Below are 18,414 nucleotides of genomic sequence, written 5' to 3'. Positions count from 1 at the left end.
TGTGTCCCTTCCATCTGAACCTTATGAGTATGTTATAATGGATTTTATTTGTTTCATTTTGACTCGTCTTAGGAGGGAAAGTAATGAAGGTTCAAAACCCTTTTCCATATACAAACGACAATAAACGTTATCATACATGGAATTACCATTTACGAAATGAATTTGGTGAAAAAATCTTTAAAGTTTCATTAGATGCTGGCTTCGATTGCCCGAACCGTGACGGTACAGTTGCTTATGGCGGCTGTACATTTTGCAGTGCTGCTGGATCTGGTGACTTCGCTGGCGATCGCCGCGATGATGTTATAACGCAATATCATGAAATGAAAGACAAAATGCACTCAAAGTGGAAAGATGGAAAGTGTATCGCTTATTTCCAGGCGTACACAAATACACATGCACCACTTGAAGTGTTAAAAGAAAAATTCGAACCGCTTTTAGCGGAAAGGGACGTTGTCGGTCTTTCTATCGCAACTCGTCCAGATTGTTTACCGGACGATGTCGTTGAATATTTAGCGGACTTAAATAAACGCACGTATCTTTGGGTTGAACTCGGATTACAAACTGTCCATGAACGTACTGCAAATCTGATTAACCGTGCTCACGATTATCCATCTTACGTTGAAGGTGTAAATAAATTACGCAAACACGGCATTAGAGTTTGCTCTCATATTATTAACGGTCTTCCACTTGAAGATTACGACATGATGATGGAAACAGCTCGTGAAGTAGCGAAGCTTGACGTACAAGGAATTAAAATTCATTTACTCCATTTATTAAAAGGAACGCCAATGGTGAAGCAATATGAAAAAGGACAACTAGAATTCCTTTCTCTTGAAGATTACGTAAGTCTCGTTGTTGACCAACTTGAAATTATTCCAGAAGATGTAATTGTGCACCGTATCACAGGTGACGGCCCACCTGATTTAATGATCGGTCCGATGTGGAGCTTAAATAAATGGGAAGTATTAAATTCCATCGATGCAGAATTTGTACGCCGCGGAAGCTGGCAAGGAAAATATGCAAATGAGGAGAAACAAAAATGAAATTAGAACGTGTATTACCGTTTGCTCGCTCGCTTCTGCAAACGGCAGTAAAAGAAGGCAATTACGCTGTAGATGCAACTTTAGGCAATGGGCATGACACTTGCTTCCTAGCTGAAATCGTTGGAGATAACGGAAAAGTATTTGGATTTGATATTCAAAAAGAGGCAATTGAAAGCTCAACAACTCGTCTAAAAGAAAAAGAACTTTTCGAACGTACTGTTTTAGTTCATGATAGTCACGATACACTTCTATCCGTATTACCAGAAGATGCAAAAGGAAAAGTAACAGGCGCAATTTTTAACTTAGGTTACCTTCCAGGCGGAGACAAGCATATCGTTACAAAACCGAACTCAACAATCTCAGCGATCGAACAATTATTAGAAGTAATGGCGCCTGAAGGTATCATCGTCCTTGTTATTTACCACGGACATCCAGAAGGACAAGTAGAACGCGACGCTGTACTTAAATTTGCCGAGGAACTAGACCAAAAACAAGCACACGTACTGCGATACGGCTTCATTAACCAGCAAAATAACCCGCCATTTATTGTGGCGATCGAGAAACGATAATATATCGACAATTCGACAAAACATAACAAAAAAAGACGTGCACTCATTGCACGTCTTTTTGTTATTCTCCTATATAATGGATATATACACTATTTAAAGAAAGAAGGATAGAACTTTGCTAGTAGAACTACGGGGAATTCAAAAGAAGTATGGCAAATCACTTATACTAGACAACATTGATTTATCCATTCCAGAAGGAGAAGCGCTCGCCATTGTTGGCGGGAACGGGACTGGAAAAAGTACTCTACTCAAAATAATTGCAGGTTTTATTTCACCTACAGCAGGGACACTTCAAAGAAAAGAACATATACAAATCGGCTATGTACCTGAACATTTTCCTGAAGGAATTCGTTTTACATTAGAGGATTATTTATATCATCTCGGCCACATTCATGGTTTATCAACAAAATATTTAAAAGATAAAATTCCGATGCTTCTAGAATCTTTTCATTTACATCATGCAAGACATTCCGTTGTACGAAACTTTTCAAAAGGTATGAAACAAAAAACAGGCATTATGCAAGCATTACTTACGGACGTACATTTATTAATTTTAGACGAACCGCTTTCTGGGCTCGATCCTAACTCTCAGCAAGAATTAGAACATATTTTACTCTCATTAAAACAGCAAGGCATATCTGTACTCTTCACATGTCATGAAAAACAACTACTAGAAAACCTCGCCGATAAAATCGTAACGTTAGCAAATCATACAATCATAGCAGATACCTTTGTACAAAAAGGGGCAGAACAAGTCTATATTGAAGCAATCGTTCACGACACATTTTCAGCGATAGAACTACGGAAACAATTAGGTTTTATACACGTTACATACAATTCAAATCAAAACCTTATTCAATTACAAATCGAAAAGGAATATACAAACGAAATGCTTCAGTTTTTATTACATAAAAAAGCATCTATCACACTGCTACAACCTAACTTTTAAATCGAAAGAAGGTTTATTATGTTTGCGCTTATTCGTTACCATTTTCTCGACTATACAAAATCGTATAAGTACATCCCTCCTATTGCGATGTACTTTGTGAGCTTGCTTTTTGTATATACATATAAACCGACTCCTATTGTACCGACATATTTAGAAACAGCACTCGCACTTTATTTATTATCTGCCTGGATTGCAGTCACAATTTTTCATACCGAAGACCCTGTACAAGAGCAAATCACTATTTCACACACAAATAATATTTCCACATTATATGTTGGTAAATATATTACGGCTCTTCTCATTTGTACTGTGTTATCTTTTATATCCGTAATCTATCCCATTATTTTGCAAATGTTTAATGAAAAAATGACAGTTTCTTTATTTATGGTCGGATTTCTCGCTCACATGTCTTTCTCTATACTAGGAATTTCAATCGCAACATTATTTACTAGAAATATGATTCAAAAAGCAGGCACTGCTTGGCTTAGCCTTACATTTATATTGCTTATAACGATCGTATCTATCCGGTTTAAAAAAGAGTTACTATGGTTTTTACCACCTGTCGAAAGCTTTCTAATGCTTGGACAATACAAATATAATTTACTGACTCACACTCTATGGCTTACAGCTTGGGCTATCGTATATTCATTTTTATTATTTACCTTATTTCTTTTTATCGTTCGCAAAAAACGTTTTTAATTACATATTAAAGGAGACGAAACAATGATCGGAATACTAGCAGGAATGGGGCCAAAATCAACTGGACCATTCGTCGATACAGTTGTAGCAAGGTGCCAAACAATATACGGAGCAAAGCATGATATGGACTTTCCTCATATGATGATTTATTCTTGTCCAACGCCCTTTTACATGGATCGCCCTATTGAACATGCGGCGATGAAAAAAGCAATTATTGAAGGGGCACAAAAACTTGAAAGTACTGGCGTAGAATTTATCGCTATGCCGTGTAATACGGCGCATCTTTATTTTGAAGAATTACAGCGTTCTCTTTCTATCCCAATTTTAAATATAGTCGATGAAACGTTAAAAGCAATTCCTGAAAATACAAAAAGAGTCGCTCTTCTCGCAACAGAAGCAACTGTTCAAGCTGTGATTTACCAAGACGGCATTGCAAAGCGTAATATAGAGTACATTCACCATGAAAAATGGCAAGAAATGATTAATCAAATTATTACTTGTATTAAATCTGGAGAAATTGAAGAAGCTCGTGAATTGTGGAATACACTCGTTTTACAATTGCGAGTTGAAGTTGATACCGCTATTATTGCATGTACTGATTTGAATGTAGTCGCGAGTGAGAATTTTGTCGATTCCGCTCAATGTCTTGCTGAAGCGGTTGTTAGAATGTATGTAGAAAATATAAGGAGGTCCAAATGAATATACCTTTTGAAATGGGATACACATTTGATGAAAATCTTAGAGAAAAACCTATATCCCTTGCTGAAATGAAGCAAGGGATTGTATTTTTGAAAGAGCATTTACATAAAGGACCGTTATATGGAAAAAACTGCGGATTAATCGGTGTTTATGAACGAATCGCTGGCAACCTTTCTGACAGTAAGTATTACTTACAGGAGGCGATTGAATATTACACACAAACAGACAACATCCAAGGGATTTTTATTAACAAACTTCGTCTCGCACATACATATCATTGGGAAAGAAAATTTCCTGCTGCAAATGTACTCTTTATCGAACTTCTACAAACACTACCCGACTTACCTAATTATGAGGACTTCTTCTACCAACATTACGGAAAAAGTAAATTGGATGAGGGCGACTTCCACACCGCCCTTACTTATTTTCAAAAGGCACTTCAAATCAGGATACAAAAAGGAAATGAAGAGCTGATTCACTCAACTAAGCTTTGTATTACGTATTGTATGTCTCGCCGATAAAAATCCCCAAAACTTTTAACTTTCTTCACAATTCTTTCAAAGTATCCACACTTAATCTCGCTATATTAAATAAGTAGTTTATTCATATAGGGAAGGTTAGGGGAACTGAAAGTATGAAACAAAATCGTTCGCTTCATTATATTTTTTGGCGTTGGCATTTTTATGCTGGACTTTTTATTACGCCGCTTCTTATTACTTTGTCACTGAGCGGAATTGGGTATTTATTTCGGGAAGAAGTTGAGGATTTCATCTATAAAGATTTATATTTCGGGAAGAGCACCCAAACAGAATCTATTTCGATGTCTGATTCGCTTTTCTTAACAGAGAAAAAATATCCACATTATAGCGTGGCGAAAATTAGTGAGTTTAATGGGGATTATAATACGAGACTTACGATTGCAAATGAATATACTGGGCAACAAAAATATGTGTATTTAGATAGTAATAATCAAATTGTTGGGGATCAAAACGCAAGTGAAACGTTTGCCAATATAATGAGGGAATTACATAGTTCTCTTTTAGTTGGTGGCACTGTCGTCAACTATACTGTAGAACTTGCGGCATGCTGGACAATCTTTTTAATTGTGACTGGGTTGTATATGAGTATACGCCAATTCAAAAACACACCGGCATCCAATAAGCGAGAAAAGGCAAAACGACGTCATTCTATTATCGGTATTATATTTACAATTCCTCTCGTTTTGTTAGTCGCATCTGGATTGCCGTGGTCAGGATTTATGGGTAACCAAATTTATAAAATTGCATCGTCGAATGAATCGCTCGGATATCCAAAGTTGTATATGGCACCGCCTGAATCGAAGGTAAAAGAATTGCCGTGGGCAACAAGAAAAGAAGCTCCTCCTGAATCTAATTCAAATGAGCCAAAAGCAATTTCAGTTGATACATTACAAAAAGGAATTGAAATAAAAAAGCCATATGTTATTTCACTACCAGCTGATCCGAAAGGTGTATTCACCGTTTCGAAATCGAGCGGTTCTGGTATTACGGGTATGCACGTCGCACCAAATGAAGAAATAACAGCTTACTTTGATCAATATAGCGGAGAACTCATTTCCAAAACGGACTATCGTGATTATGGCTTATTGGCACAATGGTTCACTTACGGTATCCCACTTCATGAAGGTCATTTATTCGGATGGCCAAATAAAATATTATGCTTACTAACGACATTATCTTTATTACTTCTCATTTATTACGGAATAAAAATGTGGTTAGCAAGAAGGCCGAAAGGAAAATTAGCAGCCCCTCCAAAGCAAAGAGATAAGAAAAGTATATTCGTTTTCTTTGTCATGATGGTTATACTAGGCGCTGTCATGCCTTTATTCGGACTATCTGTTTTAGTTATTTTCACAATTGAACTTCTCATATACGTATTTTCAAAAATACGATCATAATAAAAAGAAAACCACTCTATATGAGTGGTTTTCTTCATCACTGCGCCATTTTCTTTCGGTACATCTTCCCGTTCCAGTAGAAGAATCGTGAAGTGAGCCCTCCGTATTTTACAATGCGCCGTGCCATTTTGTTCATATTCTTTTGTGCTGATACTTTTTGATCTGATAAATAAATACCAAGTAGGCCTCGGCTTATGAGACGATGAAACTTCGCATGAGGCAAATCACCAATGCTCTTCTCTGCTTCTTCAACAAAATGTTTCATACGATCTAATATAGCTTGCTCGTTTTCATAATAACTACAGAAATTCAAATCTCCGCCGATACGGTCTTCTTCTTGATCAATGAAATAATCAAGTAAAATGTGAAGTCCTTGTACGTAAGGAAAGTATCCTTGTCTAATTTTCACAATATCTTCTTCATGTAACTCATCATGAAATGCATATGCTACAAGACAGAAAATTCCAAGCGTAGAACCTGCACATGCTGAAAACTCAAACCAACTCATCGATGGTAAATTTTCTTTATGTGCTTCAAACCATGTTTTTAAGCGTGGTTCTCTTTCTTCTAACTTCACGTGTTTATGAATTTGCAAATCACAATAATAACAAGCAAGCTCATGAAGAATTGGAGCAATTTTGTCATAATGCTTCGTTTTCTTTAAAACATCCTGACATGTTTCAACGAGCTCATCTAAATAACCACCATCATCTTGATCATCACGATAACGATAATAGTTACCGCCTCCTTCAACTTCAGGACTTAATGCCATTACCATCGACTCATGAAGAGCCGCAAAGTCTTTCGGGTCAAGTGATGTACTACGATCACATAAATTATCTAAGTAGTCGCTAATCGTTTGATACGCTACAATAAAACGAATACATTCCTCACGATGTTCATTTGCTAGCAGCGCTAAAATACCACCGCCTTCGCAATGAAACGTTTTATTTTCAATACTTGCGATCGCTTGACTATGAAGCTCGTCATTCGGAATATGGTAGGCACGCTCTTTCCACATCGCTAGCTCATGGTGTACAACCGGAAACACATCACGGTATACTTTGGCCATGAGCGTTATGGGATTACTCGGTACGTTCACTTCTTCCTTCATCTCCTCTATTAAATGTACAAATAATAATTTATTTGTTTGTTTCTACTATATTATTGATACGTATTTCAGTAAATGACTGAATATAATTCAAAATTTCATCACGCTCATACTCATTTAATAATTCATGATAACAATTAGGCCATTCCTTATATGCCTTATCACTCATTTTAACATTATCAAACCATGTGCGGACACGTGTTTTATCTACAAGTTTATCCTCACATGCCTGCATTAGCAAGAGCGGAACATCTGGAAAATCATCTATTTTCTCATGAGCAATCTCGATAGACTTAATTAATTCACTATACCAACGCACTGATACTTTACGCAAGAACAATGAATCATTCTCCATCGCATCCCTCACTTCATGATTGCGAGTTGACATTTCTACAGTGAGATTTGTTGCAAATTGTAACTTCGGGGCAACGATATTTAATATTTTTGAAGCAGCACGAAGCGGAGCGGAGGGTGCAGCTAATACTCCTAAACAAGGCGAGCTTAGTACAATCCCATCTATGTCCTCTCTTTTCGTTTCTTGCATCATACGAATAACGACAAGTCCTCCCATACTATGACCAAATAAAAAAATAGGCAATCTATATTTTCTTGCTTCTTTCACCCATAACTTTATTTCCTTTATGTATTCATCAAATGAGTCGATATGTCCTCTATTTCTTGAAGTTGTTCCGTGTGCTGGAAGATCGCCCATAACAACGTGATAACCGATATGATTCCACATTTCTGCAACTGCTTCATAACGCCCGTGATATTCCATAGCACCATGCACGATAATAATGACGGCTTTCGCTTCTTCCGCTTCATAGTTCCACATACGAAACTCCTCCATTTCACTCTTTTTCATAATTTGATACACTAAAACTAGTCTCTAGGAAAGGAAGGCTTTACATGATATATCCTTATAAAGAAAAAAATCCGAAAATTGCGAGTAGTGCTTTTATCGCTGACTATGTTACTATTACAGGCGATGTTTCAATTGGTGAGGAATCAAGTATTTGGTTTAATACAGTCATCCGTGGTGATGTATCACCGACAATAATTGGTGACAGAGTAAATGTACAAGATCAATGTACACTCCACCAAAGCCCGCAGTATCCTCTTATTTTAGAAGATGACGTTACCGTTGGGCACCAAGTTATTTTACATAGCTGCAAAATCGAAAAAGATGCTTTAATTGGAATGGGATCTATCATATTAGATGGTGCTGAAATTGGTGAAGGAGCTTTCATCGGTGCTGGAAGTCTCGTTTCACAAGGAAAGAAAATCCCTCCTAATACGTTAGCTTTCGGTCGTCCTGCTAAGGTCATTCGCGAATTAACAGAAGAAGACCTTAAAGATATGGAACGTATCCGCACACAATACGTTGAAAAAGGACAATATTATAAATCGTTACAAAAATGATTTTATCGCTGCCATAAGACTGGCAGCTTTTTTTATGAAAAAATCTAACTTTTTCTTTACAAAACATTATTATTCCCTCAATAAAATCTTATTAAAATAGAAGTTAATAACTCCATATATATGTAAATGAGGGAGGAAAAATCTCATGAAGGTCAGTGGACTATATAAAATAGAATGTTACATTTTCAAAGGAATTAATCGCTACTTTGATCAAAAAACATTAAACATCTTTTTCAGCAATATTACCCATATCGGTGGTGCTACCTTCTCCATTGCACTCACACTTTTCTTTTTAATTTTCGCAACAGGGAATTTGCATCAAGCTGCAATTGCAACTGCTATTTCTTTAACGATTAGCCATATTCCCGTGCAAATATTAAAAAGATGGTATCCACGAAAACGTCCATATTTGACAATTCAAGATGCGAAATATCCAATTCATCCATTAAAAGATCATTCTTTTCCATCCGGACATACAACGGCTGTTTTCTCTGTCCTCATTCCATTTATTTGCTATAATCCAAGCTTACTTGCTTTTCTATTACCGCTAGCGCTATGCGTCGGTATTTCCCGTATTTATTTAGGGCTTCATTATCCGTCAGATGTATTTGTAGGCATGTGCCTTGGCACTTGCTCTGGCATCATCTCTTTTTATCAATTCATCCCACTTTTCACATAAAGGAGCGATATGATGAGAGTCGCCATATTTACCGATACATTTACACCACAAGTCAACGGTGTGGCGAAAACTTTGGAACGTTTAACTAAATATTTTCAAAGAGAAAATATCGCCTATTCTGTTTTCGCCCCTCAGCATACGGCAGAAGATAATTTCGTAGCGAATGTGAACAAAATGAGAAGTATCCCGTTAACAATATTATATCCAGAATGTCGCTTTTCTTTTCCTACTCCGCGTATTAAACGGGAACTTCTTGCCTTTAAACCTGATATCATTCACATTGCCACACCTTTCAACATGGGACTTTGTGGATTGTATTATGCAAAAAAGTTGAACATCCCTGTTGTCGGTTCTTATCATACTGATTTCGACGCCTATTTACGCTATTACAAAATCGAATTCCTCTCTAACATGCTATGGAACTATTTAAGTTGGTTTCATAGTCATATGCAAAAAAACTTTGTTCCTTCTCCTGAAACATTACATCAATTAAAGAAAAAAGGATTTCAACAGCTCTATATTTGGGGACGTGGTGTAGATTGTACTCTCTTTCATCCAACTTACAATAAAGACCTATTCCGAAAAAAATATAATATTACAGCGAAATATATTCTTTCCTACGTCGGACGCCTTGCTCCTGAAAAAGATATTGATACATTGCAAGATCTTATTGTTAAAACTACACATGCTCGGAGCGATATTCATTGGCTCATCGCTGGAGACGGTCCTCTTGCAAAAACTTTGCGTGAAAATGTGCCAAAAACAAATGTAACCTTTACTGGATATTTACAAGGTGAGGATTTAGCTGAAGCTTATGCTTCTTCCGATTTAATGGTATTTCCATCTGCTACTGAAACATTTGGGAACGTCGTACTTGAATCACTGGCCTGTGGTACACCTGTTATTGGTGCGAATGGTGGAGGGGTTAAAAATATTATTACAGATGGAAAAACAGGTTTTCTTTGTGAACCTAAAAATGCTAACTCATTTTTGTCATCTATTTATGAATTGTTAAATAATGAAGAAATGCGTAAACAAATAAGCCTAGATGCTCAATCCTATGCTGCTACACAAAGCTGGGATGAAATTTTCAGTAATTTACTCATGCATTATGATGATGTGATTCAAAGTCGAAAAGCGGAAATGCTAGCTTAGACTCAGCTTATGTATCATCAATTTACAAGATAAAAGGAGGTCCTCCTTCGAAGGATGACCTCTCTTTATCTCACGCTTTTATTTAACGCCTAAGTTGTTACATAGATATAACGAATAAAATTTGAACTTATTTTTCTTTCCCTTTTGTTTGATTCGCATTAAACGTCCAGTTCAATTTCAATGTATCTCCTTGGAATACGTTTTGATCTTCTCCATTATCTTCAAATATGAATTTCACATAGAAAGTGTCATCCTTGCCTGGAGCAAGTCCATTTCCTTCCCAGTTTACGACACCTTTTTCTACAAGATCAGGAAAATTGCCATCAGCAGTAGCTTGTTTCAATTCAGACAAAGTAGTTTCCCATACAGGAACTGTGTTTTTGTCTATGTTCCATAAAAACTCCACTTTGACATGATCACCGAAATCAGCATTTCCATTATCACCTTTTGCATCTGTTACAGTGTAATCAGTAAGAAGATGAACGTCCTTAATTTTCAAAGTACCGCTATTGATTAAGTGGAAATCGCGTTCTATTTGATCACCTGGTTTGATTTTGTCAACATCGATGATAACTTGTGGATCAATGCTCAAATCTAACGTACCAGCCGCAAATGTGTTTTCTGATATTTCTTTATCACTGAAGTATGCAAAGGTTCCGCCTCCAATTAAAGATAAACCAAGAACTGCAGATGCAACACCCATACCAAGTTTTTTCTTAAGATTCATTTTAATAATCCCCCTATTTTTATAATATTTAAACCATCCCAAAGCTGATAAGTCTATATGAGGTAAAAACGAATTGTTTCCTTATTTGATGCCTTTTAGGTGGCCACTAAGTTCTTAATAAAGAACTTAGTGTTTTATTTAAGAGCGACTATCGATATTTACAGAAGATGAAATCCCCCCCTATTTTATCAACAACCACTCCTAGGTCACCTTATTTTTATCCCGCTTTTTGTAGGCAGTAAACGTCCGATTGGTGAAGGCTAATAATCCGTGGGGGATGAACAAAACCCCCACGGATTATAGTTTCACTTTATTTCTTCGGTTCTAGACCGATCTGACGTAAGAAATCTGCCAGCCCTTTTTTGCCAATTGTTTCTTTTGGCTTAACTACTTCTGGAACACCGACTTCTTTTTGCAAGAAGTTTTTCTCAATGAAGCGGACATCTTTCTCGTCTACGACACCGTCTTGGTTAATGTCTTGCGGCAAGATAGATGCATCTTTCTTACCGTATACATCAACTACACTTTGCATATCGCGAATGTCAATCAATCTATCACCATTCACATCCCCCGCAAGATTTGTAGCACGTAATCTAACATGTTGCCCGCGCATCTCACCGTTTACAGAATATCCAGGAATGAATTTCTGCATCGCTTTGAGATGTCCCGGAACATCGAAAACAACTGTATATGCTTCATTAGAAGCTGGGATACCCTTAATCGTGTATTCCCCTCTACTATCAATTGTTCCCTGATATTTTTTACCTTTTGGGGACATTGCATATACTTGGGCACCGATTTTTGAATAATCACCTTTTGACAAACTACCGTCATTTCTCAAAAATGCTTCCGGCCCGATATAACCCTGCACTCTCGAATGCGTTGGAATGATGTTAAAGCTTTCCGGACCGACATAAGGAATGGCAGTAGCAGCTGTTTGTCCCGCTTTCATATAAGACGCCTGATTCACCTGAAATCCGGTAGCATTATCGTAATATGCATCACTTACTACTTTGAACGTGACATCAAGAAAAGGCATATCCCCGTCCATACCGTTGAATGCATTCCCTTTCATAGATGCGCCAACTTTCACCGTATTAGTGTTAGTTCCTTCTGTCACCACAGGTTCTTGCAACGATACCTCCAGGCCCTTTTCCTTTGCATACTCGTTTGCCGCATTGTTCAGCTTCACATTCTCAAACTTAAACAAATCGTTATTGAACCCTACTTGGAATTCTCCAGATACAAGCTGCTTTACATTATTGAGGCTAAGTGTCATCGTAACTGTATCGTCAATTTTCACGTCTTTCTTATCGTAACTAGAAGTCGTATATTCCGTACCTTCTTTTACGAAAACATAGTTTTGTTTACCAACTGCCGTCGCGATATCAGACGTAGTCAAAGTCAAATTTAAAGGTTTTTTTGCAATGTCGCTTTCCTCAATACCGAATTTCACATCTCCGTTTGCTTGTATTGGGAAGTACCCATTTATGAACCCAGAGTTTGCAGAGTACCCCATTTCGTTAGACGATTGATCGTAGTTCAACCCTTTGGATTTTAATAGATCCACTGTTGCATCCTTAGCTGTTCCATGCAGCCATACTGCTTTTTGTCCATCCTCTACTGTAAACATGGAGTCATTAACCTCAATTACACCCGGTTTTTTATCCATGTTCACTTCCGGTGCTGTATTGTCCACGATAAGCGGATTATCTGCAACATATGATTTCCCTTCCTCATCGTGCGCAATAAATTCCAATATATAATCGCCTGCTGGAAGCTTCACAGGAAGATCACCAATTGGCTTAGAAGGATCGTTTGTAAATGGATAGACAGTACCACTGAATGCATTCATAAGATAAGTTTCTACATCTATCAGTAATTTACTAGTGTTCGCTGTTCCTATAAAACCTACAGCTTTCCCTGCTTTGCTGTCCTTAACAAGCACATCGATTGTTTGCATCTGACTATTCAACTTTATTATTCCGTGAACAAAAGGGTATAAACCTTGCCAAAAAGGCGTTGTATTCGTTACGGATGGTGTACTTGTCTTTACATATTCAAATCCCTTTTCCGTCACCATGACAGCGAATGGAATTTGATACGTTTCGGACGGATTGTTCGCATTCGTTACATGAATATATCCTTCGTATCTGCCTTTCGCTGCGCTACCAGGAATCGTAATTTTTGGCTGCAGTTCCTGTGACTTTCCACTTGCCACTGTAAGATATGCAGGCACCTCAACTTGTATACCGTTCTTTACTGCATCTTGAATACCTGTACGCTCACCGTGATACTCCACTTCTACTTTAAAGGATTTTTCTTCTTTACTGTTGTTCTGGACAGCCACTTTTTTGCTCGCTTCAATCGGTTTATCCCCTTGCTTAACATGTCTACCAAACACGATGGAACCTGTTTGTTCGTCAATTTCGACAACTTTTCCATTCTCGACATTTTGTGTTTTGTCTAATACTTTAATGGATGTGTCCGTATGAACAGCTTGATACGCATCAATGCGCCCCGCACCCACTTCGTATACGGAATTCTGGCCATTCAAATCATCGGATGTATTCATAAGAGCCGCTTTTACATCGAAAGGAGTGTATTCTGGATGCTGCTGCAGGATCAATGCTGCTGTACCTGCTACATGAGGAGACGCCATAGAAGTACCAGACAAGCGTACATATGCATTGCCGTAATTTATACCGTCCTGCGGATCATTGATATATTCTGGTGCAGTAGAAAAAACCGACACACCAGGAGCGACTACATCCGGCTTAATGTCATAATTTCCGTTTACCGGTCCGCGTGAGCTGAAATCAGCTAAGTGATCACCTTCCGTTTTTGTATTGCCCAGCGTTTCGAATTTGAAAGATACTTCTCCTAGCGCCTTTAACCGTTCGCCATCCGCTTTTGACAGGCGGAAAGATGGAATAAGACCTACCCCCTCACCTAAGTAGGCAGATATTTGGCCGTCAGCATTGTTATATACGATAACCGCTTTTGCCCTAGCATTTTTTGCATTTTTAATTTTTTCATCAAACGTAATTTCTCCGCGCTGAATTAACGCAATTTTTCCGTTAAGATCTTTCCCCGTAAAATCAGCTGGTTTACCAAGTCCCGCAAATACAATCGGTAACGATTGTCCTTGTAGATCTTCTAACTTATTAGGAAAATCTTTTCCTAATAGCTGCATATTTTCAAATTTTTCGTTAGATACACTTGCGCTGAATGTAGGAATAGACATGGCAGCATCACTTGCCCCTACTGAAATACCAAGAGCTGCCGTTCCAGGGGAACCGAGCGTCTTTTCGTTTGGTCCATTGTTTCCTGCGGCAACAACTGTCGCTACTCCTGAAAGCATGGCGTTATTTACTGCGACAGAAGTAGCATATAGCGGATCATTCGTCTGTGCGCCTAGCGACATGTTGATGACATCCATACCATCTGCAATTGCTTTATCCATTCCGGCAAGGATTCCCGCTGTATTTCCTCCGCCCCATGGTCCTAGTACTCTGTAAGCATATAAATCTACATCAGGTGCCACACCTTTTACAGCGTAATCTGCATTATTTTTCTTTTGAGCTGCAATCGTTCCTGCTACATGTGTACCATGGTTTGTATAGTACACTAAGCCTGGATACTCTGGCTTACCAGCTTTTATCCAATCCTCGTACGTTGTTTCCATCGGATTTGCATCGTTATCTACAAAATCATATCCGCCTTTATAAGCATCTTTTAAATCTGGGTGATTATAGTCAACACCTGTATCAAGAACGCCGACTTTAATCCCTTTACCTGTAATGTTTTCTGCATGAAGCTTGTCTACACCAATTTGCGGAATGCTGTCCGCCATTTTTGGCTGGATTTCTTTTTGTGTTTCTACTGGAGGTTCTACTTTTACCTCGTAATCTTTAAAGACACGGTTTACTACTCCAGATTGGATCAACTCCTGCACAGCCACACCAGGTAAAGTCATCGCTACACCGTTGATTGCATTCTTATATTCGCGTGTGATTTCCACTTTTTTCGTATCGTAAGTGCCAACATCTTTCTTCGATTTTAAAGATTCGACATGTTGTTTGAACACTTTATGCTCTTCATCCACTTTTGCTTGCGCAGTAGTAGCAGCTATTTTCTTCCCTTTCGCCGCTTGTTTCATCACTTCAATTTTTGCTGGAGCTTGATTGAATTCCACGATAACGTTAACTAATTTAGGACTATTCGTATCAATATCAGGTGAAATCGTAAAATTAGGGCTTACATCTAGCTGTTCCAACGCTTTTCTTTGTTCTGGAGACAGATTCTTTAGTACCTGTTCCGCATTATCAACTGGCTTCAGTTCAGCCGGACTTTCTGCTAATACATTATACGGAATACCTTGTGACAATAGCATACCAGCAACTAATGTTCCTGTAAGAACCCTCCCAAATTTTCCTCTCTTCATACAAGTTCCCCCATCTAAATTTATTTGTATCTATAGTCATTGCATAACATAAATCTCCAAAACTATTAGGCTACGACTCTACTTTCTTATCTTAATAAATTTAAATTTTTCTGAAAATTACCAAAAAGGAATATTTTTTTTAGTTATTAGTTCTATACCGTATAGTGCAAAAGAACTACTCCGCTCCTTATTATTTTGAGTAAAATAATAAGGTACAGAGTAGTTCTTTTAAATGATTTTCATTTAAGAAAATGGAACAAGCTGATTTCGAACAGCATATATGACTGCTTGTGAACGGCTTTTCACATTTAATTTCCTGAAAATCTTATTAATATGGATTTTAACTGTCTTATCACTAATATATAGTGCCTCAGCAATTTCCTTATTGCTAAGACCTTTAACCAATTCAAACAGTATTTCTTTTTCACGTTCTGTTAGTTCATTTTCATTTGATTCTGATTTCGTTTGTTGATGATATGTAATCAACTTTTTAGTCATACGCGGATGAATTACAGAATCTCCTTGTAATACCATTCGGATTGCCGCCACTACCTGCTCGGATGATGAATCCTTCAGTAAATAACCGTCTGCCCCTGCCCGAAGAGCAGACATCAAGTATTCATCATGTTCATACATAGTTAATACGAGAACACGGCAGTTCGGATACTGATTTTTCACGAGTGATGTAGCCTCGATACCATTTTTCCCTGGTAAATTAATATCCATTAAGATACAATCAGGCCTACACTCTTCTACTTTCTTTACTACCTCATCACCGGAAACAGCCTCCCCAACTACTCGCATATCAGATTCGAGTTCCAATATACTTCGAATTCCATCACGCAAAACAGTATGATCATCCACTACTAATATTCGAATCATGATACTCCTCCCCCATTTCTGAATCTGGAATTAACAATATGATTTCTGTACCTTTTCCTTTTGAACTATCAATTTGAAGGGCAGCCCCTAGCTGTTCAGCCTGTTCATTCATATGTAATATACCATAATGCGGCTCATGCTTTGCTTTAATCATAGATTCAAAAAGAGAAAAGCCAATTCCGTTATCCTTTACCTTTAAAAGCACATGTCCCTTTTGATAACTTAATAAAATATCAACTTTATCTGCCCTTGCATGCTTTATAATGTTCTGCAAACTCTCCTGTAAAGTGTCGAAAATGACTCGTTCTTTCGTAAAACTAAGTTTTCGAGAACGACCTCTTTCATGGTATGTAATGGCTAGATCATATTCTTGTTTTAAGGATTGGACTTTATTTATAATTGCTTGTTTTAGTCCTAATCTTTGTGTTGGATATGGCTTTAAAGCATAAATAGAATAACGGACTTCACTCAAACTCTTCCGTAATTTTTTTATGCTTGTATCAACCACTTGCTGCATGTCTTTTGGTTGATCTGCATATTTTTTCTGGGCTGACTCCATCTGAAATACCACACCAGCCAGTGCTTGTGCGATTCCATCATGGATTTCACGAGCAATTCGATTTCGCTCTTCTAAAATCGTTCTTTTTTCCTGTTCAGAGACGAGTGTCCGTGTTTTAAGCAAGCTGCCTAATTGATTGGCAAACGTAGCTAAAGTTTGTACATCTTCAGTAATAAAACTCGCACTCCTACTTTTCCCTGCCACAAACATTCCAACTAATTCATGATTTACCTTAAGAGGTAAATACACAAGGGAACGCATCGTATTTTCAAACACTTCATCTCCCGGAGCCATACCTGTTTTCCAATCCGTCACAACAACAGTTTCTAATATTTCTTCAAACTCCTTATACAGGTCAGAATAATTAGAAATATCACGACGTACTTTTCCATCCTTTAATAAAAGCGTCCAGTTCTCTTCATCTTTCGCCCATAAAACATATGCCTGTATTCCTAGAAACCCTTTCAATGATTGTTTCATCTGTTGTAAGTTTCCGGCAGATAATCCGTGACTTAATTCCGTCGTAATAGAAAAAAGCTTATATAATCGTTCTTTTTCCACTCGTATTTGTCTAACGAATGAGCTAATGATACAAATTGCCACAAGGGGGAAAAAGAAGAACAGTACCATAATTTCATCTATCACGCCACGATATCGGTAATCTAAAATATGTATAAGTGAAGAATAAAATAAACAAAAACTCAAACTCAAGAGTACTAACATATTCTTTTTACGCCACTCTTCTAGTGGATAAGGCTGAGGGAGAAGTATGATTAAAAGATCATAAAATAAACTGTTAAATAGACAAAGAAATGCGCTGAATAAAAATAAGATTATGAATTTTTCATATAAAACTGAAAGATTCATTCCAGAAATAAAAAAAGAGAAACACCCTCTCGAAAACCATTCTGCTAATACAATGCTAAGAGCAAGTTGCGCACAATTAAATACCGTCCTTTGCATAGGTAATCGGCGAAACAATTGGATACTTAACATCACACCCACACATGAAACAACAGTTATATACATTCCAAACTGCCAATTCATTGTATAAATAAGTGTAAGGCTCAGTGTGATTCCACCTCTCCAAATGCGGATAGGAAAATACTCAGTAATGCCCATAAACATAATTAACAACAAAAGTAATACAAAATGGGAAGGCATTTCAATTAAAAATAAGGAAATCATAACAGCAATTAAACCAAGAAAAGAGATAGAATAAATATAAAAACTAGCTACTTGCTCTCTCACAGAAGTAAAATCTATCTTTTTCAAAACGATCCCTCCCTCAAAAAATTTATTATCATCATTATCTAATAAAAAACCGGCACTGGCAAAATGAGAATGTTCCCATTAGCCAATCACCGGCTGCGCACTGTCCCTTAGAAGGGGTGACACAATATTAGTATAAAACAGGCCTTTTCATTTCGCTAACCATCAAATGTTATATTTGTAAATATATTCTATGTCTATCGTATAGAACTAAAGATGTATATAAATCAATTTCATAACAAAAAACTCCCTTCAACTAGACAAA

Annotated in this window: 16 protein-coding genes; 10 read left to right on the top strand and 6 right to left on the bottom strand. The window is 37.4% G+C overall.

Going from position 1 to position 18,414, the window contains the following annotated elements:
* Positions 1–83: 83 nt before the first annotated feature.
* The 7 genes from mnmL (at position 84) to BAQ49_RS05135 (ending at position 5,895) form a co-directional block, all read left to right on the top strand.
* Positions 84–1,043: a tRNA modification radical SAM protein MnmL/YtqA gene (gene mnmL / locus BAQ49_RS05165; RefSeq protein WP_071744447.1), complete on the top strand. Its 960-nt coding sequence runs from the start codon at positions 84–86 to the stop codon at positions 1,041–1,043.
* On the top strand, positions 1,040–1,612 hold the full coding sequence (mnmM, locus tag BAQ49_RS05160) for a tRNA 5-(aminomethyl)-2-thiouridylate-methyltransferase MnmM (RefSeq protein ID WP_071744446.1): 573 nt from the start codon (positions 1,040–1,042) through the stop codon (positions 1,610–1,612). The genes mnmL and mnmM overlap by 4 nt, the downstream gene beginning before the upstream one ends.
* Positions 1,613–1,727: 115 nt before the next feature.
* Positions 1,728–2,561, top strand: a complete 834-nt coding sequence (locus tag BAQ49_RS05155; protein WP_071744445.1) for an ABC transporter ATP-binding protein — start codon at positions 1,728–1,730, stop codon at positions 2,559–2,561.
* An 18-nt stretch (positions 2,562–2,579) separates the two neighbouring features.
* Positions 2,580–3,260 (top strand): ABC transporter permease, encoded by a 681-nt coding sequence (locus BAQ49_RS05150; protein ID WP_071744444.1) that lies wholly within the window; start codon positions 2,580–2,582, stop codon positions 3,258–3,260.
* Between the two features lie 24 nt (positions 3,261–3,284).
* Entirely contained in the window at positions 3,285–3,959 is a 675-nt protein-coding gene (locus BAQ49_RS05145) for an aspartate/glutamate racemase family protein (protein ID WP_071744443.1), read from the top strand.
* Entirely contained in the window at positions 3,956–4,480 is a 525-nt protein-coding gene (locus BAQ49_RS05140) for a tetratricopeptide repeat protein (protein WP_071744442.1), read from the top strand. Before BAQ49_RS05145 ends, BAQ49_RS05140 begins: the two co-directional genes overlap by 4 nt.
* 113 nt (positions 4,481–4,593) lie before the next feature.
* Entirely contained in the window at positions 4,594–5,895 is a 1,302-nt protein-coding gene (locus tag BAQ49_RS05135; RefSeq protein ID WP_071744441.1) for a PepSY-associated TM helix domain-containing protein, read from the top strand.
* 37 nt (positions 5,896–5,932) lie between these two features.
* Here BAQ49_RS05135 and BAQ49_RS05130 read toward each other — a convergent pair whose 3' ends face one another.
* On the bottom strand, positions 5,933–6,997 hold the full coding sequence (locus BAQ49_RS05130) for a tetraprenyl-beta-curcumene synthase (protein WP_071744440.1): 1,065 nt from the start codon (positions 6,995–6,997) through the stop codon (positions 5,933–5,935).
* 40 nt (positions 6,998–7,037) lie between these two features.
* Entirely contained in the window at positions 7,038–7,841 is an 804-nt protein-coding gene (locus tag BAQ49_RS05125; protein ID WP_071744439.1) for an alpha/beta hydrolase, read from the bottom strand.
* A 74-nt stretch (positions 7,842–7,915) separates the two neighbouring features.
* Between BAQ49_RS05125 and BAQ49_RS05120 the strand changes: the two genes are divergently transcribed.
* The 3 genes from BAQ49_RS05120 to BAQ49_RS05110 all read left to right on the top strand — a co-directional run bounded on the left by BAQ49_RS05120 (position 7,916) and on the right by BAQ49_RS05110 (position 10,262).
* Positions 7,916–8,428 (top strand): gamma carbonic anhydrase, encoded by a 513-nt coding sequence (locus BAQ49_RS05120; protein ID WP_071744438.1) that lies wholly within the window; start codon positions 7,916–7,918, stop codon positions 8,426–8,428.
* A gap of 145 nt (positions 8,429–8,573) precedes the next feature.
* Positions 8,574–9,107: a phosphatase PAP2 family protein gene (locus BAQ49_RS05115; RefSeq protein ID WP_002145275.1), complete on the top strand. Its 534-nt coding sequence runs from the start codon at positions 8,574–8,576 to the stop codon at positions 9,105–9,107.
* A gap of 12 nt (positions 9,108–9,119) precedes the next feature.
* A complete protein-coding gene (locus tag BAQ49_RS05110; RefSeq protein WP_071744437.1) occupies positions 9,120–10,262 on the top strand; it encodes a glycosyltransferase family 4 protein in 1,143 nt (380 codons plus the stop codon).
* 127 nt (positions 10,263–10,389) lie between these two features.
* Here the strand turns inward: BAQ49_RS05110 and BAQ49_RS05105 are convergent, their stop codons facing one another.
* The 4 genes from BAQ49_RS05105 to BAQ49_RS05090 form a co-directional block, all read right to left on the bottom strand.
* A complete protein-coding gene (locus BAQ49_RS05105) occupies positions 10,390–10,989 on the bottom strand; it encodes a TasA family protein (RefSeq protein ID WP_071744436.1) in 600 nt (199 codons plus the stop codon).
* Between the two features lie 310 nt (positions 10,990–11,299).
* Positions 11,300–15,436, bottom strand: a complete 4,137-nt coding sequence (locus BAQ49_RS05100; RefSeq protein WP_071744435.1) for a S8 family serine peptidase — start codon at positions 15,434–15,436, stop codon at positions 11,300–11,302.
* 243 nt (positions 15,437–15,679) lie between these two features.
* Positions 15,680–16,318: a response regulator gene (locus BAQ49_RS05095; RefSeq protein ID WP_071744434.1), complete on the bottom strand. Its 639-nt coding sequence runs from the start codon at positions 16,316–16,318 to the stop codon at positions 15,680–15,682.
* On the bottom strand, positions 16,293–18,152 hold the full coding sequence (locus BAQ49_RS05090; protein WP_071744433.1) for a GAF domain-containing sensor histidine kinase: 1,860 nt from the start codon (positions 18,150–18,152) through the stop codon (positions 16,293–16,295). The genes BAQ49_RS05095 and BAQ49_RS05090 overlap by 26 nt, the downstream gene beginning before the upstream one ends.
* Positions 18,153–18,414 lie beyond the last annotated feature (262 nt).

The organism is Bacillus proteolyticus (genome assembly GCF_001884065.1).
Classification (GTDB): Bacteria; Bacillota; Bacilli; order Bacillales; family Bacillaceae_G; genus Bacillus_A; species Bacillus_A proteolyticus.
Note: the sequence above shows the minus strand (reverse complement) of the source record. Positions and strands in the feature narration are given on the sequence as shown.

Coding starts and splice junctions, on each gene's coding strand:
- BAQ49_RS05100 (WP_071744435.1), bottom strand. CDS start 15,436: ATGAAGAGAGGAAAATTTGGGAGGGTTCTTACAGGAACATTAGTTGCT.
- BAQ49_RS05140 (WP_071744442.1), top strand. CDS start 3,956: ATGAATATACCTTTTGAAATGGGATACACATTTGATGAAAATCTTAGA.
- BAQ49_RS05150 (WP_071744444.1), top strand. CDS start 2,580: ATGTTTGCGCTTATTCGTTACCATTTTCTCGACTATACAAAATCGTAT.
- mnmL (WP_071744447.1), top strand. CDS start 84: ATGAAGGTTCAAAACCCTTTTCCATATACAAACGACAATAAACGTTAT.
- BAQ49_RS05135 (WP_071744441.1), top strand. CDS start 4,594: ATGAAACAAAATCGTTCGCTTCATTATATTTTTTGGCGTTGGCATTTT.
- BAQ49_RS05145 (WP_071744443.1), top strand. CDS start 3,285: ATGATCGGAATACTAGCAGGAATGGGGCCAAAATCAACTGGACCATTC.
- mnmM (WP_071744446.1), top strand. CDS start 1,040: ATGAAATTAGAACGTGTATTACCGTTTGCTCGCTCGCTTCTGCAAACG.
- BAQ49_RS05095 (WP_071744434.1), bottom strand. CDS start 16,318: ATGATTCGAATATTAGTAGTGGATGATCATACTGTTTTGCGTGATGGA.
- BAQ49_RS05105 (WP_071744436.1), bottom strand. CDS start 10,989: ATGAATCTTAAGAAAAAACTTGGTATGGGTGTTGCATCTGCAGTTCTT.
- BAQ49_RS05125 (WP_071744439.1), bottom strand. CDS start 7,841: ATGTGGAACTATGAAGCGGAAGAAGCGAAAGCCGTCATTATTATCGTG.
- BAQ49_RS05120 (WP_071744438.1), top strand. CDS start 7,916: ATGATATATCCTTATAAAGAAAAAAATCCGAAAATTGCGAGTAGTGCT.
- BAQ49_RS05110 (WP_071744437.1), top strand. CDS start 9,120: ATGAGAGTCGCCATATTTACCGATACATTTACACCACAAGTCAACGGT.
- BAQ49_RS05115 (WP_002145275.1), top strand. CDS start 8,574: ATGAAGGTCAGTGGACTATATAAAATAGAATGTTACATTTTCAAAGGA.